Here is a 14,422-nt window from a genome sequence, read left to right as displayed (position 1 = left end):
CCGGACCGGGCTGTCCCGGACCGGCCGGCGGCCGCCGTCCCGCCCAACGGCGCCCTGGTCCCGGCGATCGAGGCCGTCCCGGCGTACTGGGTGGCCCGGGTGCCGACAGGCCTGCTCCGTCCCGCGTCGCTCACACGCTCACCTCGCGGCAGGCCCGGTAGAAGTCCTTCCAGCCGTCGCGCTCGCGGACCACCGTCTCCAGGTACTCCTGCCAGATGACCCGGTCCGCCGCCGGGTCCCGGACCACCGCGCCGAGGATGCCCGCGGCGATGTCGCCCGGCCGCAGCACGCCGTCGCCGAAGTGGGCGGCGAGGGCGAGGCCGCTGGTGACGACGGAGATCGCCTCGGCCGTGGACAGCGTGCCGCTGGGCGACTTCAGCTTCGTCCGGCCGTCGGCCGTGACCCCGTCGCGCAGTTCACGGAAGACCGTGACGACCCGGCGGATCTCGGCGAGCCCGTCGGGCGCGGCCGGCAGGTCGAGGGAGCGGCCGATCTGGTCGACGCGCCGCGAGACGATGTCGACCTCCGCCTCGGGGCTCTCCGGCAGCGGCAGCACCACCGTGTTGAAGCGGCGGCGCAGGGCGCTGGACAGGTCGTTGACGCCGCGGTCGCGGTCGTTGGCGGTGGCGATCAGGTTGAAGCCGCGGACCGCCTGCACCTCCTCGCCCAGCTCCGGTATCGGCAGCGTCTTCTCCGACAGGATCGTGATGAGCGTGTCCTGCACGTCGGCCGGGATACGCGTCAGCTCCTCGACACGGGCCGTCATGCCCTCCGCCATGGCCCGCATGACGGGGCTGGGCACGAGGGCGTTCCGGCTCGGTCCGTGGGCGAGCAGCTGCGCGTAGTTCCAGCCGTAGCGGATGGCCTCCTCGGGGGTGCCGGCGGTGCCCTGCACCAGCAGCGTGGAGTCGCCGCTGACCGCCGCGGCCAGGTGCTCGGACACCCAGGTCTTCGCGGTGCCCGGCACGCCGAGCAGGAGCAGGGCGCGGTCGGTGGCGAGCGTGGTGACGGCGACCTCGACGATGCGGCGCGGGCCGACGTACTTGGGACTGATCACCGTGCCGTCCGGCAGCGTCCCGCCGAGCAGGTACGTCGCGACCGCCCACGGCGACAGCTTCCAGCGGGCCGGGCGCGGACGGTCGTCCTGGGCGGCCAGCGCGGCGAGTTCCGCGGCGAAGGCGTCCTCGGCGTGCGGTCGCAACGCCTGGGTCGATTCCGTCTCCCCCGCTTCGACGGACGTCGGCTCCACGGACACAGTCATGGCAAAGTCCCCCTCCAGCTCGGCCGGTTCGGATCTGGCACCAACGTTGCACCACACCACTGACAATGCGTTCCGACCTGCGAAAACGCACTGCCGGAGCCGCTCGCCGACCCGATTGTCAGTGGCGGGATCTAACGTCGTCGGCATGACTCAGCAGGGGGTGCGCTGGACCGCGGACCAGGTGCTGGCACTGGCACCTGACGCGGCATCACGCAAAGCGGGAAGCAAACTCGGCGCGGCGGGGCCGTGGTCCGAGGCGGGGTGTTCCGACGAGGGGACGGTGTGGGGGCTGCGCAAGGGCAGCGGGAGCAAGCCGTATCAGACGATCGTCGACATCGCGGAGGCCGCGGGGCCCGCGTACAAGTGCACGTGCCCGAGCCGCAAGTTCCCGTGCAAGCACGCGCTCGGGCTGCTGTTGCTCTGGGCGGCCGACGACGCGGTGGTGCCGAGGGGGCAGGCGCCGGAGTGGGCCGGACAGTGGACGGCGGCGCGGCGCAGGCGTGCGGAGGAGAAGAAGGTCACGGACGGCTCCGGGGCGTCGTCCGGGCCGGCTGATCCGGAGGCGGCGCGGCGCCGGGCGGAGCGCCGGGCCGAACGGGTCACGGCGGGCGCGGTGGAGCTGGAGCAGCGTCTGGCCGACCTGCTGCGCGGCGGCCTGGCGACCGCGGAGCAGTCGGGGTACGGCCTGTGGGAGGAGACGGCGGCCCGCATGGTCGACGCCCAGGCCCAGGGCCTGGCAGGCCGGGTGCGGGAGTTGGGGGCGATCCCGTCCACCGGCCCGGGCTGGCCGGTGCGGCTGCTGGAGGAGTGCGCGCTGCTGCATCTCCTCGGTCAGGGGTGGCTGCGCCGCGAGCGGCTCCCGGCCGGCCTCGCCGCCACGGTCCGCTCCCGCGTGGGCCTGCCGGCCTCCGCCGACGGCCCGCCGCTGCGCGACCGCTGGCTGGTCCTCGCCCAGTACGACACGACGGACCCGCGCCTGACGACCCGCCGGATCTGGCTGCACGGCACCGACTCGCACCGCACCGTCCTGCTCCTCTCTTATGGCGCCGCGGGTCGCGCCCCGGAGCAGACGCTGCCGGTGGGACTGGCTCTGGACGCCGAGGTGGTTGCGTACCCGGGCACCGGGCAGCCGCGGGTGGCCCTGGGCGAGCAGTTCGCCCCCGCCTCGCCCTCGGCGATACGTCCGCCGGGGATGACGACGTCCCAGGCGGTGGCGCGGTACGGCCACGCCCTGCGTGACGACCCGTGGCTGGAGTCCGTCCCGGTGACGCTGGACCGGGTCGTTCCGGCCCCGGACGGCGAGTCGTGGCAGCTGGCGGACGCGGACGAGGACGCGGCGTTGCCGCTCACTCCGGCGGCGCGTTCCCGGCCGGGCCTGTGGCGGCTGGTCGCCCTCTCGGGGGGCGCACCGGTCAGGGTCTTCGGTGAATGCGGCCACCAGGGCTTCACCCCGCTGACGGCTTGGCCGGAGGGCCCGGGTGACGCGGTCGCTCTGTGCTGAGCCCACAGCAGCGATTCGGCCCGTGGCACTTCGGCCCGCCTCACCGAACCCTCAGTCACCCCATCCCTCAGACTCACCCATCCCTGACTCACGCATCCCTCAGACTCACCCATCCCTGACTCACGCATCCCTCAGACTCACCCATCCCTGACTCACGCATCCCTCAGACTCACGCATCTTTCAGGCATCACGGGAAAACCGGTAAGGGCGAGCCTTCAACTACCGGGCGCCCCACGGAAAGGAAGCTCATGACCAGGACCTCCGCTCCTGTGGACGCGCCCGGCCCGAACGCCTGGGAGGGGCTCGTCACCACCGCGCTGCTCGGCACGGACCGGCGCACCCCGCCGGGCACCGCCCCCGGCCCAGCCGCACCCACGGCCCTGCTGGACGCGGCGGCCGTGGAGACCGTACGACGACGGGCCGGTCTGTACCCGGCGCGGGCGGCCGAGCGGCCACAGCCGGCTCCGCCGGACACCCGCCCGGCACTGCCGCCGGCAGCCGCCCGCAGGCTCGCCATGCTGCTGGCCGACCGCCCCGGCCCGTCCGGCGGCGGACGGCGGGGCACCGCGCCCGACCTGACGGAACTGCTGCCCCAGTGGCTCGCGGCGGCGAACGCCCGTGGTTGTGCACCGCCTCCGCAGCTGCTTCCGGCGTTGCTGGACGCGGCCCGGGGACGCACCGACCTGCGTCCGGCGGCACTGGAGTTCGCGGGGCCCCGGGCCCTGTGGCTGGCACGGCTGAACCCGGACTGGCGGTTCGCCCTGCGCGCGACCCCGGGCGGCGGCACGGCCCTGCCGCACCCCGAGGACGGCGACGGGGTCCAGCAGCTCTGGCAGGAGGGCCTGTTCGCCGAACGGGTCGCCCTGTTGTCCGCCCTGCGTTCCCGCGAACCGGCCGCCGCACGCGACCTGCTCGCGACGACATGGGCGACAGAACGCGCCGAGGACCGGCTGATGTTCCTCGATTCGCTGCGCGCGGGCCTGGGCCCGGACGACGAGCCGTTCCTGGAACAGGCCCTGGCCGACCGCAGCCGCAACGTCCGGGCGACGGCGGCGGAACTGCTGTCGGCCCTGCCGGGTTCGGCCCTCGCAGCCCGGATGGCGGCCAGAGCGGAGGCGTGTGTGGCCATCGACCACATGCACACGCCGCGGCCTCTGCGAAGCGGCCACGAGGACGAGCGGCCCGGAGGGACCGGAGGGACCGCACCGGCTTCGCCGACCACGTCGGGCACCGGGGGCAACGCGGGCACCGGAGCCATGGAAGCCATGGGAACCGTGGGAGCCACGGAGGCCACCCCGACGATCGCCGTCGAGGCGCCGCACGAGTGCGACCCCGGGATGGAACGCGACGGCGTCGTGGCGAAGGCCCCCGCAGGACGGGGTGAACGGTCCTGGTGGCTCGGTCAGTTGGTGGAGGCGGCACCGCTCGGGACCTGGTCGCGGCGGCTCGGCGGCCGCACACCCCGGGAGATCGTGGCGCTGCCGGTGGCGGACGACTGGCAGGGAGAACTGCACGCGGCGTGGTGCCGGGCGGCGGTACGCCAGCGGGACGCCGAGTGGTCACGCGCGCTGCTCGGCGACCCGTCGGCGCCGGAAGCGGGCGGTCCGGGTGCGGTTTCCCTGGCCGAACGCGCCAAGCTGCTCGGCACGCTGGACGCCGCCGAACGGGCCGCATGGGTGGCCGGCTTCATCGGCACGCACGGCCTGTCCGAGGCCTTCCAGCTGCTCGGAGTGTGCGCGGTGCCCTGGGGACCGCCGCTCGGCCGGGCCGTGGTGGACGCCCTCAACATCGCTCGGGACGCGGGGAGCTATCCATGGAGTTTCAGCGGAGTGATGGGACTGGCCGAACGCTGCCTGGACCCGTCCGAGGCCTCCCGGCTCGACGCCCTGCTGGCCGTACCCGACGATCCGGAGAACGCCTCTCCGGGGGCCGGCGGCTACTGGGCGGAGGCCTTCCAGCGCCTGGTCACGACCCTGCGTCTGCGTGCGGCCATGGCCGAGGAGCTGGGAGCGGCCTGACCCCTGTCCCCGTGTGCGGCGACGGATCCCCTCCCGCGACCGATCGCCGCCGGGCATGCCGACGACCGGGACGGTCACCGGGGGCAGCCACTGCCGCACTCCCGCCGAGCCGGCCGCCCGGGTCGCCTCCGGCCGGACGGGCACGTCCGAGCCGGACCGCCGGTGGCCTACGCCTGCGCAGGCTGGCGGGCGTTCGTCCGGACCCAGTCCACGATCGACGCTGTCGTCGCACCGGGCGTGAAGATCTCCGCGACGCCCTTCTCCTTGAGCAGAGGGATGTCCGCCTCGGGGATGATCCCGCCGCCGAAGACCAGGATGTCCTCCGCGTCCCGCTCCCTGAGCAGGTCGATCACCGCCGCGAAGAGCGTGTTGTGCGCTCCGGAGAGGATGGACAGCCCGATCGCGTCGGCGTCCTCCTGGATCGCCGTGTCGACGATCTGCTCGGGAGTCTGGTGGAGGCCGGTGTAGATGACCTCCATACCGGCGTCGCGCAGGGCCCGCGCGATCACCTTGGCACCGCGATCGTGGCCGTCGAGCCCCGGCTTGGCCACCACCACGCGGATCGGACCGGCTGCCACACCCATCACTGCCTCCATGAAGCGACTACATACATCCGTACCGACAAGTACCGCACACATCGGGCAAGCCGTACACGCCGCACCGCACGGACATCCCGCCCCCGACCGTCCGGGCAAGTGAACGAACGTTATCTCCAGGATCCCGCAACCGGCAGTTTCGCGGTGGATACCGAGGGGGAAATCACACGATGGGACAAGCGCAAGGGGAGCCGCATCGAGGCTGCCGTCCCGCCGCGTCATCCACGCACCGCGGCGGCAGGGCACCTCGGCGAAGGCACGCAGGGCAAGCACCGCACGCACAGCACGCAAGGCAGACACGGCGCACCGGCGGGGAGCCTCGTCACCCCACCGATCGGGGACCCCCGTCGCACCACCGGCGTCACACACGCCGCACGCCGTGCTCTGCCCCCGCAGCTCACGCGGCTCACGCCGCTCTCGCGGTCATGGCCGGCCGTCTACGCAGCTGCTTTCCACGAGGGCACACGGGGGGCGGAGCCGTCCTGCCGCGTGCCGACAGGAGGTCGGCCATGAAGGTCACCAGGGCTGCTCTGCCCTTTCTTCCGCTCTGCGAGCGCCTGCTGCCGGGCCGGCTGGCGGGAATCTCCCTGGCTCTCCTGAAGGCCACCGCCCTGGAGATCGCGATCCTGGCCGGGCATCTCCTTCTCTATCCATCGGGCATCACCCAGGAACGGCGCGCCCCCGTCCCCGCACTGCCCGCGGACGGCGCCGCCCAACTGCCCACACAGGCCAAGCCACCGGTCCTCCTGCTGCACGGCTTCATCGACAACCGCTCGGTCTTCGTCCTGCTGCGCCGCAGCCTCGCCCAGCACGGCAGGCAGCAGATCGAGTCCCTCAACTACTCGCCGCTGACCTGCGACATACGCGCCGCCGCCGAACTGCTCGGCCGGCGCGTCGAGGAGCTCTGTGAGCGCACGGGGGCCAGGCAGATAGACATCGTCGGGCACAGCCTGGGCGGCCTGATAGCGCGTTACTACGTGCAGCGCCTCGGTGGCGACAGGCATGTGCGGACCCTTGTCACGCTCGGCACGCCGCACTCGGGAACCCGAGTGGTGCCCTTCGCGAACGCGCACCCCATCGTGCGCCAGATGCGCCCCGGCTCATCGGTGCTCGAGGAGCTCACCGCGCCCGCCCCTGCCTGCCGTACGCACTTCGTCAGCTTCTGGAGCGATCTGGACCATGTGATGGACCCGCCGGAGACGGCCTGCATCGACCATCCCGATCTGATGGCGCAGAACGTGCGCGTGACAGGCATCGGCCATCTCGCCCTGCCCGTGCACCCCGCGGTCGCCAACGGCGTACGGCAGGTTCTCGACACGGCCCTCCCGGGTGAACCGTACGCCGAACACACCGACGATCTGACTGTCGCCTGAGACTCGTCATACAGCGGTCACCCGACGCCGCAACACCGATCAACCTCGAACAAACTTCGAACACAGGGCCAAACCCGTGCCCGCCGTCCGCCAAAACACGGCCGAATGCCCGTTTCCTGCGCGCGCGAAACCTGCCGAAGATTGTCGTGCCCGCGTACCGCCGGGTACAGTCGCCGCACTGCTCTGGCAGCCCCTGTTGTCGAGGCGAAAGAGAAGTTGGTGAACGACCGTCACCCGTCGGGGACCATGACCCCGGCTCCGGCTTCCGACGCCGCCTCCGCGCACTACGCGTCGTACAACACCCAGGAAGCCCAGTACGGCGACTTCACCACGTACGGCGACTACGCCGCCACCGGATTTGACGCCACCGGTGCCACCGGTGACACCGCAACCGGTACCCACGGCGCCGGTTTCGACGCCACCGGGCACGCCACCGCGAGCTTCGCGACCGATCCCCTCTTCGGCGACATGCCGGGCAGCGGCCACGACTCGGGCACGTACGACACCGGCCACTGGCCCACGGGCACGCACGAGAACGTGCACTACGACGCGTACGCGGCCCAGCACCACGCCGCCTACGACACCGGCGTCTACGACACGACCTCCTGGACGGCCGAGCAGCAGCTGATGTCGGCCATCCCGTCCCAGGCCCCGTCTCCCGACGCCACCGGGCAGTGGGAAACAGGCGACTGGCTCCAGCCCGACCAGTCCGGCAACCCGGCCGACCACACCCAGCAGTGGGAGTGGGGCACGCAGACCTTCGACACGGGCGCCTACGACGCGACGCAGTGGAACTCCGACGGCACCGCCGCACCGGCCCCCGACGCCTACGAGCACCCTGCCGAAACCTTCGACCAGCACGAGACCACGGCGTTCGACCAACTCGAGACCGCGACGTTCGACCAGGTCACGTACGACGAAACCGCCGAAGCCGGCTATCACGCCCCCGACGCGGACGGCGGCGAGCCGGCCTCCACCGGTGAACTGCCCGTCGTCACCCCGCTCCTGGACGACCAGGAGGACGTCACCCCGGCCCCGTCCTCGCGGGCGGCCTCGCGCGCCGGCTCCCGCTCCCGCCGCCGCACGCCCCCCAAGCGCTCGGCGCTGATGACCATCGCGGTGCCCTCGGCGTGCGTGATGGGTGTCGCCGGGATCGCCGCCGCCTCCGTCGGCACTTTCTCCGACGACAGTGCCGCCGAGGCGCAGACGACCGCGGCGGAGGCGCAGCCGGTCAAACCGGCCGCGGCCAACAACAAGCTGGACACGCAGCTGCAGAGCCTCTCCGCCGGCGCCGACGACTTCGCCGACCGGGCCAGCCGCACCCAGGAGCGCATCGACCTCAAGGCCCAGCAGGCCGCCGAGAAGAAGCGGGCGGCGGAAGAGGCGGCCCGCAAGGAGCGCCTGCGCCCCAAGTTCGCCCTGCCGGTCGCGCGCCACGGACTCAGCGCCTACTACGGCCAGTCCGGCATCAACTGGATGTCCCTGCACACCGGCATCGACTTCCCCGTCTCGTACGGCACGACCGTCATGGCCGCGACCGACGGCACCGTACGCACCCAGTGGAACAGCGCGTACGGCAACATGCTGATCCTGACCGCGAAGGACGGCACGGAGACGTGGTACTGCCACCTCTCCACCTACACGGTGCCCTCGGGTACGACCGTGAAGGCCGGCGATCCGATCGCGCGCTCCGGCAACTCCGGCAACTCCACCGGCCCGCACCTGCACTTCGAGGTGCGCCCCGGCGGCGGCTCGGCGATCGACCCGCTCCCGTGGCTGCGCAGCCACGGCATCGACCCGACGTAACGTCCCGCCAGCCCCAACCCCCGCTCCCGCCCGCATCGAGTAACGCCCCGGCAGCCCCCGCCCGCGTCGAGCGCGCAGGGGCCCACCGGTTCACCTCACGGCGCTACAGCTTCTCCACCGGTGCATACCGCAGCAGCAGCCGCTTCGGCTTGGTGTCCCCGAAGTCGATCGTCGCCTCGGCGTTGCCGCCGGTACCCTTGACCGCGACGACGGTCCCGAGCCCGAACTGGTCGTGCGTGACGCGGTCGCCGACCGCCAGTGACACCACCGGTTTCTCGGAGGTGCGGCGCGTGGCGAAACCGGAGGCACCCGACGCCGACGAGCGCGAGCGGGACGACGACAGCGAGGCCGCAACCGCCGAGACCGGCCCGGAGGACGCGGGCGTGGTCGCACCCGTCCGCTTCCACTCCACGTGGGTCGGCGGGATCTCCTCCAGGAAGCGGGAGGGCGGGTTGTACGAGGGCTGGCCCCAGGCGCTGCGCAGCGTGGACCGCGTCAGGTACAGCCGCTCCCGCGCGCGCGTGATGCCGACGTAGGCCAGGCGCCGCTCCTCCTCCAGCTCCTTGACCTGGCCGAGGGCGCGCATGTGCGGGAAGACGCCGTCCTCCATGCCGGTCAGGAAGACGACCGGGAACTCCAGGCCCTTGGCGGTGTGCAGCGTCATCAGCGTGATGACGCCGTCGCCGTCCTCCTCGTCGGGGATCTGGTCGGAGTCGGCGACCAGCGCGACCTGTTCGAGGAAGTCGGACAGGGAGGCCTGCTCGTCCTCGCCGCGCTCCTGCTCGAACTCCATGGCGACGGCGGCGAGTTCCTGGAGGTTCTCGATCCGGGTCTCGTCCTGCGGGTCGGTGGAGGCCTGCAGTTCGGCGAGGTAGCCGGTGCGCTCCAGGACGGCCTCCAGCACCGTGGCCGGTCCGGCGCCGGACTCGACGATGGTGCGGAGGTCCTCCATCAGCGTGTTGAACCGCTTGACGGCGTTGGTGGAGCGCGCGGCCATGCCGTACGCCTCGTCGACGCGCTTGAGCGCCTGCGGGAAGCTGATCTTCTCCCGCTGGGACAGGGCGTCGATCATCGCCTCGGCGCGGTCGCCGATGCCCCGCTTGGGGACGTTGAGGATCCGGCGCAGTGGCACCGAGTCCTCGGGGTTGGACAGCACGCGCAGGTAGGCCAGGACGTCCCGGACCTCCTTGCGCTCGTAGAAGCGGACGCCGCCGACGACCTTGTAGGGCAGGCCGACGCGGATGAAGACCTCTTCGAAGACACGGGACTGGGCGTTGGTGCGGTAGAAGACGGCGACGTCGCCGGCCTTGGCCTCGCCCGCGTCGGTCAGGCGGTCTATCTCGTCGGCGACGAACTGCGCCTCGTCGTGCTCGGTGTCGGCGACGTAGCCGGTGATCCGGGCGCCGGTGCCCGCGTTGGTCCACAGGTTCTTGGGGCGGCGGGACTCATTGCGCTCGATGACGGCGTTGGCGGCGCTGAGGATCGTCTGCGTGGAGCGGTAGTTCTGCTCCAGCAGGATCGTCGTCGCGTCCGGGTAGTCCTCCTCGAACTGGAGGATGTTGCGGATCGTCGCGCCTCGGAAGGCGTAGATCGACTGGTCGGCGTCGCCCACCACGCACAGCTCGGCGGGCGGGATCTCGGCCTCGGGCGGCACGTCGACGGGGTGCTCCGAGGGGGTGCCGACCAACTCGCGGACCAGGGCGTACTGCGCGTGGTTGGTGTCCTGGTACTCGTCCACGAGGACGTGCCGGAAGCGGCGGCGGTAGTGCTCGGCGACGTCCGGGAAGGCGCGCAGCAGGTTGACCGTCGTCATGATCAGGTCGTCGAAGTCGAGGGCGTTCGCCTCGCGCAGCCGCGACTGGTACATGGCGTAGGCCTGGGCGAGGGTCTTCTCGAAGCCGTCGGTGGCCCGGGCGGCGAAGTCCTCCTCGTCGATCAGCTCGTTCTTCAGATTGCTGATCTTGGCGCTGAAGGACTTGGGCGGGAAGCGCTTGGGGTCGAGGTCCAGGTCACGGCAGACCAGGGCCATCAGGCGCTTGGAGTCGGCGGCGTCGTAGATCGAGAAGGACGAGGTGAAGCCGAGCTTCTTGCTCTCGCGCCTGAGGATGCGCACGCACGCGCTGTGGAAGGTCATGACCCACATGGCGTTGGCGCGCGGGCCGACGAGCTGCTCGACGCGTTCCTTCATCTCGCCGGCGGCCTTGTTGGTGAAGGTGATCGCGAGGATCTGGCCCGGGTGCACGTCCCGCTCGGCGAGCAGATGGGCGATGCGGTGCGTGAGCACGCGGGTCTTGCCCGAGCCGGCTCCGGCCACGATGAGCAGCGGGGAGCCGGAGTGGACGACGGCGGCGCGCTGGTTGTCGTTCAGCCCCTCCAGGAGGGCGGCGGTGTCCACCACCGGGCGGGGGGCTCCGTCCCGGTAGTAGCCTCCCCCACTCTCGGCTCCGCTCGAGCGGGGGGACCCCCATCGGTCCGGGGGCACGTCGAACTTCCCGCCGAACAGATCGTCCGGGATCGGCTCCGGAACGTGATCGTCCTCGGGTGGCGGCGGGGGCTCGTCCGCGGGGCCCCGCTGGGCCTGGAGGTTCGCCAGGAAGCTGTCGTCAAAGAGGCTGCTCATCGCTCTCCGAGTCTAGGGCGCCCCACTGACAGCCCGCCGCCGCCCTGAGAACATCGCCGGGCGCCCGGGCCCGCCGACCGCCCGACGGCGCGTTGTCGCCCTCCATGACGGCGCGATCACGCCCTGCTACAGACCCGGCATGTATGGACTTATCCCACCCAATACCCCTTGATCGTTCACTCTCGGCAACGCTCAGGAATAAGGTCACGAAAATGTATCGGGCATATCACCCATCAACCTTCACAGGGGCCACACGAGTTGGCTACGGTGCGACCAGGCCGCATGACCCCCACCGGCGAACGTCGCCGGGCCGCGCGGCCTCCGCCGAGTCCGGTGTGCCGCAGCGGCAGCCGGAGCCGGGGACCCAACCGTGAACCTGGGGTGAATCGGCCCGACTCCCTGTGCGGAGAAGGCCGTAGGGCAAACCTTCCGAACCACCCGCCCGAACCCGACAGCTAACCCGGTAGGCGGAACATGGAAGGAGTCGCCTCCCTTGGCGTCGCACCGCAAGTCGCGTCCTACGGGTACGCGCATGGCAGGCATACGGACCCCCGCCCTCGCAACGGCGGCCCTCACCTCCGTGGCCCTGCTGTCCCAGTCGGCCAACGCCGCCCCCGAGGCCGACGACAAGCCCAGCCTGGAGGAAGTCGAGAAGAAGGTCGACGACCTGTACCGCCAGGCCGAGTCGGCGACCGACAAGTACAACGCGGCCAAGGAGAAGACCGCGAAGCAGCGCAAGCGCGTCGACACCCTGCTCGACGACGTCGCCCAGCGCACCCAGAAGCTCAACGAGGCGCGCGAGGAGCTGGGCTCCTTCGCCTCCGCCCAGTACCGCACCGGTGCCGCCGCCCCGGACACGGCGACGTTCCTGCTCGCGGACACCCCGCAGGACTACTTCGACCAGACCCAGCTGATGGACCGGATGACCGGCCGTCAGAAGGTCGCGGTCGACGACTACGTCACGCAGCAGTCCGAGACGATGAAGAAGCGCCAGGAGGCCACCGAGAGCCTCGAGACGCTCACCGAGTCGCAGGGTGATCTGAAGACGGCCAAGGCCACCGTCCAGCGCAAGCTCGCCGACGCGCGCGAGCTGATGACGAAGCTGACCGCCGAGGAGAAGGCCCGGCTCGCGGCGATCGAGAGGGAGAAGCGGGCGGAGGCCGCCCGCAAGGCCGACGAACTGGCCCGGCAGCAGGCCGCGCAGCAGAAGGCGCAGGCGGAGGCCGCCCAGCAGGACGGCGGGTCGTCCACGTCCGGATCGACGGGGTCGGCGGGCTCCGGCTCGTCCTCCTCGACGGCTCCGGCCGACTCCTCGTACGCGACCAAGGCCGACAAGGCGCTGGCCTTCGCCCGCGCCCAGATCGGCAAGCCGTACGTGTGGGGCGCCGTGGGACCCGGCTCCTACGACTGCTCGGGCCTCACCCAGGCCGCCTGGAAGGCCGCGGGCGTCACCCTGCCCCGCACGACCTACGACCAGGTCAACGCCGGCACCACGGTCCCGCTCTCCCAGGCACAGCCCGGTGACCTGGTCTTCTTCTACGACGACGTCACCCACGTCGGGATCTACATCGGCAACGGCATGATGATCCACGCGCCGAAGCCGGGCACGTACGTGCGCGAGGAGTCGATCTACTACGACGGCGAATCGGCCATCCACAGCGTGGTGCGCCCGGCCTGAGTGAGGCCTGAGGGCCGAGAGGTCGCGTCACGTTTTTGAGGGGCACGCGCGCGTGCCCCTCTCGTAACGCGTGCGCCGCTCTCTAGCATCGGCGCTATGTCCGGTCCCTCCCCGTTTGCCGCCTGGTGGGCGACGTATGCGCTGGCGACCGGCATCGTGTCGGTCGGTTTCGACTCGGCGGGGTACGCGGGCGCCTCCCGCATCGCCCTGGCCCTGGCCTGCGCGGCCTGGCTGGCGGCGGCCGTGGGCCTCGCCCGGCGGACGCACCGCGAGTGGCGGGTGGCGACACCAGACGCGCTCACCACCGTGGCGGCGACCACGGTCCTGGGCACCGGCTTCTCCGCGGCCGGGCAGCAGCCCCTGGCCGAGGCACTGCTCACGCTCGCCATGGTGCTCTGGGCCGTGCTCCTCACCGCGAAGGCCGAGGGGCGGCGCGGAACGGTCTTCCTGCGCTGCGTGGCCACCCAGGGGCTCGCCGTGCTCGGCGCCACGCTCGCCGCGGCCGACGCGGTGGCCTGGCTCGCCCACGCGGCCCTGGTGCTGTTCTGGCTGGGGCTCGCGCTCTACTGTTTCGCCCTGTTCCGCTTCCAGCCGCGGCAGGTGGAGGAGGGGCACGGGGACCACTGGCTGGCGGCCGGCGCCCTCGCCGTCTCCGCACTGGCCGGGGCGAGCCTCCTCGGCGCCGACAGCTCGCGCCTGTACCTGTGGAACGAGGAGAACGCCGACACTCTGCGCACGACGACCGTCGCGCTGCTCGTGCTCGCGCTGATCGCCTGCGTGGCCCTGCTCCTCGCCGAGCTCTTCTGGCCCCGGCACCACTACGACGTGCGGCGCTGGGCGACCGTGTTCGCCGCGGTCGTGACGGCCGCGGCCACCCTCGCGGTCGCCGCCGCCCTCGACGTCCCCTGGCTCGACGTCGCCGGAAAGGTGCTGCTGTGGATCGCGGTGGCCGCCTGGCTCGGGTGCACCGCCTGGGCTCTCGCCGCGGCCCGGGCCGGCGCCCGGCGCTCCCGGGTCAGGTCCAGAGCACGGCGATGAAGATGTTCGCCGTGGTCAGCAGACCGACCAGACCGAAGAGTCCCTTGTCCACCTTCTCGTCGTCCCGCTTCACATAGACCAGGCCGAGGATCACGATCAGCAGGGCCAGCTTCACGCCGATCTTGATGTTGTTCACGGTCTGGTCGTCGGCCTGGTTGAGGCCGACCAGGACCACACCGGTGACCAGCATCGTGAGCGCGCCGTGCAGCATCGCGGGGGTGAAGCGGGCGGCACCCTCGCCCATCGCCTTCATCTGGGTGAGGAAGCCGCCCAGGAGCGAGGCGATGCCGATGATGTGGAGGCCGACGAAGAGGTGGATGAGTACGTCCATGAGGCCGGAGCCTAATCAGGGGCTCCCAGGCCACCCGACACCGGCCCAGGGGTGCATAAATGCACCGCATAGCACCCGATCACGGTCACTCGCTCACGATTCGGCCCATCGGTCATCACGCTGAGTGAAGTAGACGGTGTCGGGGCGGCGTCACGGTCGCATACGGTCACCGCCGGTCCTCTCACGACACTTCCGCACAC

General features: G+C 71.7%; 10 protein-coding genes and 1 riboswitch. Of the genes, 6 read left to right on the top strand and 4 right to left on the bottom strand.

The features are described 5' to 3' along the window. Positions 1–130 precede the first annotated feature (130 nt). Positions 131–1,261, bottom strand: a complete 1,131-nt coding sequence (locus ACFY5B_RS19120; protein WP_389970436.1) for an AAA family ATPase — start codon at positions 1,259–1,261, stop codon at positions 131–133. A 145-nt stretch (positions 1,262–1,406) separates the two neighbouring features. On the opposite strand from ACFY5B_RS19120, the gene ACFY5B_RS19115 reads away from it, so the two are divergent. Next, positions 1,407–2,762, top strand: coding sequence for an SWIM zinc finger family protein (locus tag ACFY5B_RS19115; protein WP_389970433.1), 1,356 nt, complete (start codon positions 1,407–1,409; stop codon positions 2,760–2,762). Between the two features lie 248 nt (positions 2,763–3,010). Continuing rightward, complete coding sequence (locus ACFY5B_RS19110) at positions 3,011–4,780, top strand: DUF5691 domain-containing protein (RefSeq protein WP_389970430.1); 1,770 nt, start codon at positions 3,011–3,013, stop codon at positions 4,778–4,780. 167 nt (positions 4,781–4,947) lie between these two features. Here the strand turns inward: ACFY5B_RS19110 and ACFY5B_RS19105 are convergent, their stop codons facing one another. Continuing rightward, entirely contained in the window at positions 4,948–5,364 is a 417-nt protein-coding gene (locus ACFY5B_RS19105) for a cobalamin B12-binding domain-containing protein (protein ID WP_234848750.1), read from the bottom strand. A 521-nt stretch (positions 5,365–5,885) separates the two neighbouring features. Here ACFY5B_RS19105 and ACFY5B_RS19100 point away from each other — a divergent pair. Together ACFY5B_RS19100 and ACFY5B_RS19095 are read left to right on the top strand one after the other, a co-directional pair. After that, positions 5,886–6,749, top strand: a complete 864-nt coding sequence (locus ACFY5B_RS19100) for an esterase/lipase family protein (RefSeq protein ID WP_389970427.1) — start codon at positions 5,886–5,888, stop codon at positions 6,747–6,749. A gap of 219 nt (positions 6,750–6,968) precedes the next feature. Further along, on the top strand, positions 6,969–8,555 hold the full coding sequence (locus tag ACFY5B_RS19095; RefSeq protein WP_389970424.1) for a M23 family metallopeptidase: 1,587 nt from the start codon (positions 6,969–6,971) through the stop codon (positions 8,553–8,555). A gap of 103 nt (positions 8,556–8,658) precedes the next feature. Here the strand turns inward: ACFY5B_RS19095 and pcrA are convergent, their stop codons facing one another. Beyond that, a complete protein-coding gene (gene pcrA, locus ACFY5B_RS19090; RefSeq protein ID WP_389970421.1) occupies positions 8,659–11,175 on the bottom strand; it encodes a DNA helicase PcrA in 2,517 nt (838 codons plus the stop codon). Between the two features lie 312 nt (positions 11,176–11,487). Then, a riboswitch (cyclic di-AMP (ydaO/yuaA leader) is annotated at positions 11,488–11,660 on the top strand. Between the two features lie 8 nt (positions 11,661–11,668). Here pcrA and ACFY5B_RS19085 point away from each other — a divergent pair. Continuing rightward, positions 11,669–12,853 (top strand): NlpC/P60 family protein, encoded by a 1,185-nt coding sequence (locus tag ACFY5B_RS19085; protein WP_389970418.1) that lies wholly within the window; start codon positions 11,669–11,671, stop codon positions 12,851–12,853. 96 nt (positions 12,854–12,949) lie between these two features. Beyond that, positions 12,950–13,891: a hypothetical protein gene (locus ACFY5B_RS19080; protein WP_389970415.1), complete on the top strand. Its 942-nt coding sequence runs from the start codon at positions 12,950–12,952 to the stop codon at positions 13,889–13,891. On the opposite strand, the gene ACFY5B_RS19075 is transcribed toward ACFY5B_RS19080, so the two are convergent. Further along, on the bottom strand, positions 13,869–14,222 hold the full coding sequence (locus tag ACFY5B_RS19075; RefSeq protein WP_389970412.1) for a hypothetical protein: 354 nt from the start codon (positions 14,220–14,222) through the stop codon (positions 13,869–13,871). The two genes, ACFY5B_RS19080 and ACFY5B_RS19075, sit on opposite strands and share 23 nt — an antisense overlap. Between the last annotated feature and the right edge of the window lie 200 nt (positions 14,223–14,422).

The organism is Streptomyces sp. NPDC013187 (assembly GCF_042899705.1).
Taxonomy (GTDB): Bacteria; Actinomycetota; Actinomycetes; order Streptomycetales; family Streptomycetaceae; genus Streptomyces; species Streptomyces hawaiiensis_A.
This window is presented reverse-complemented; position numbering and strand designations above follow the sequence as displayed.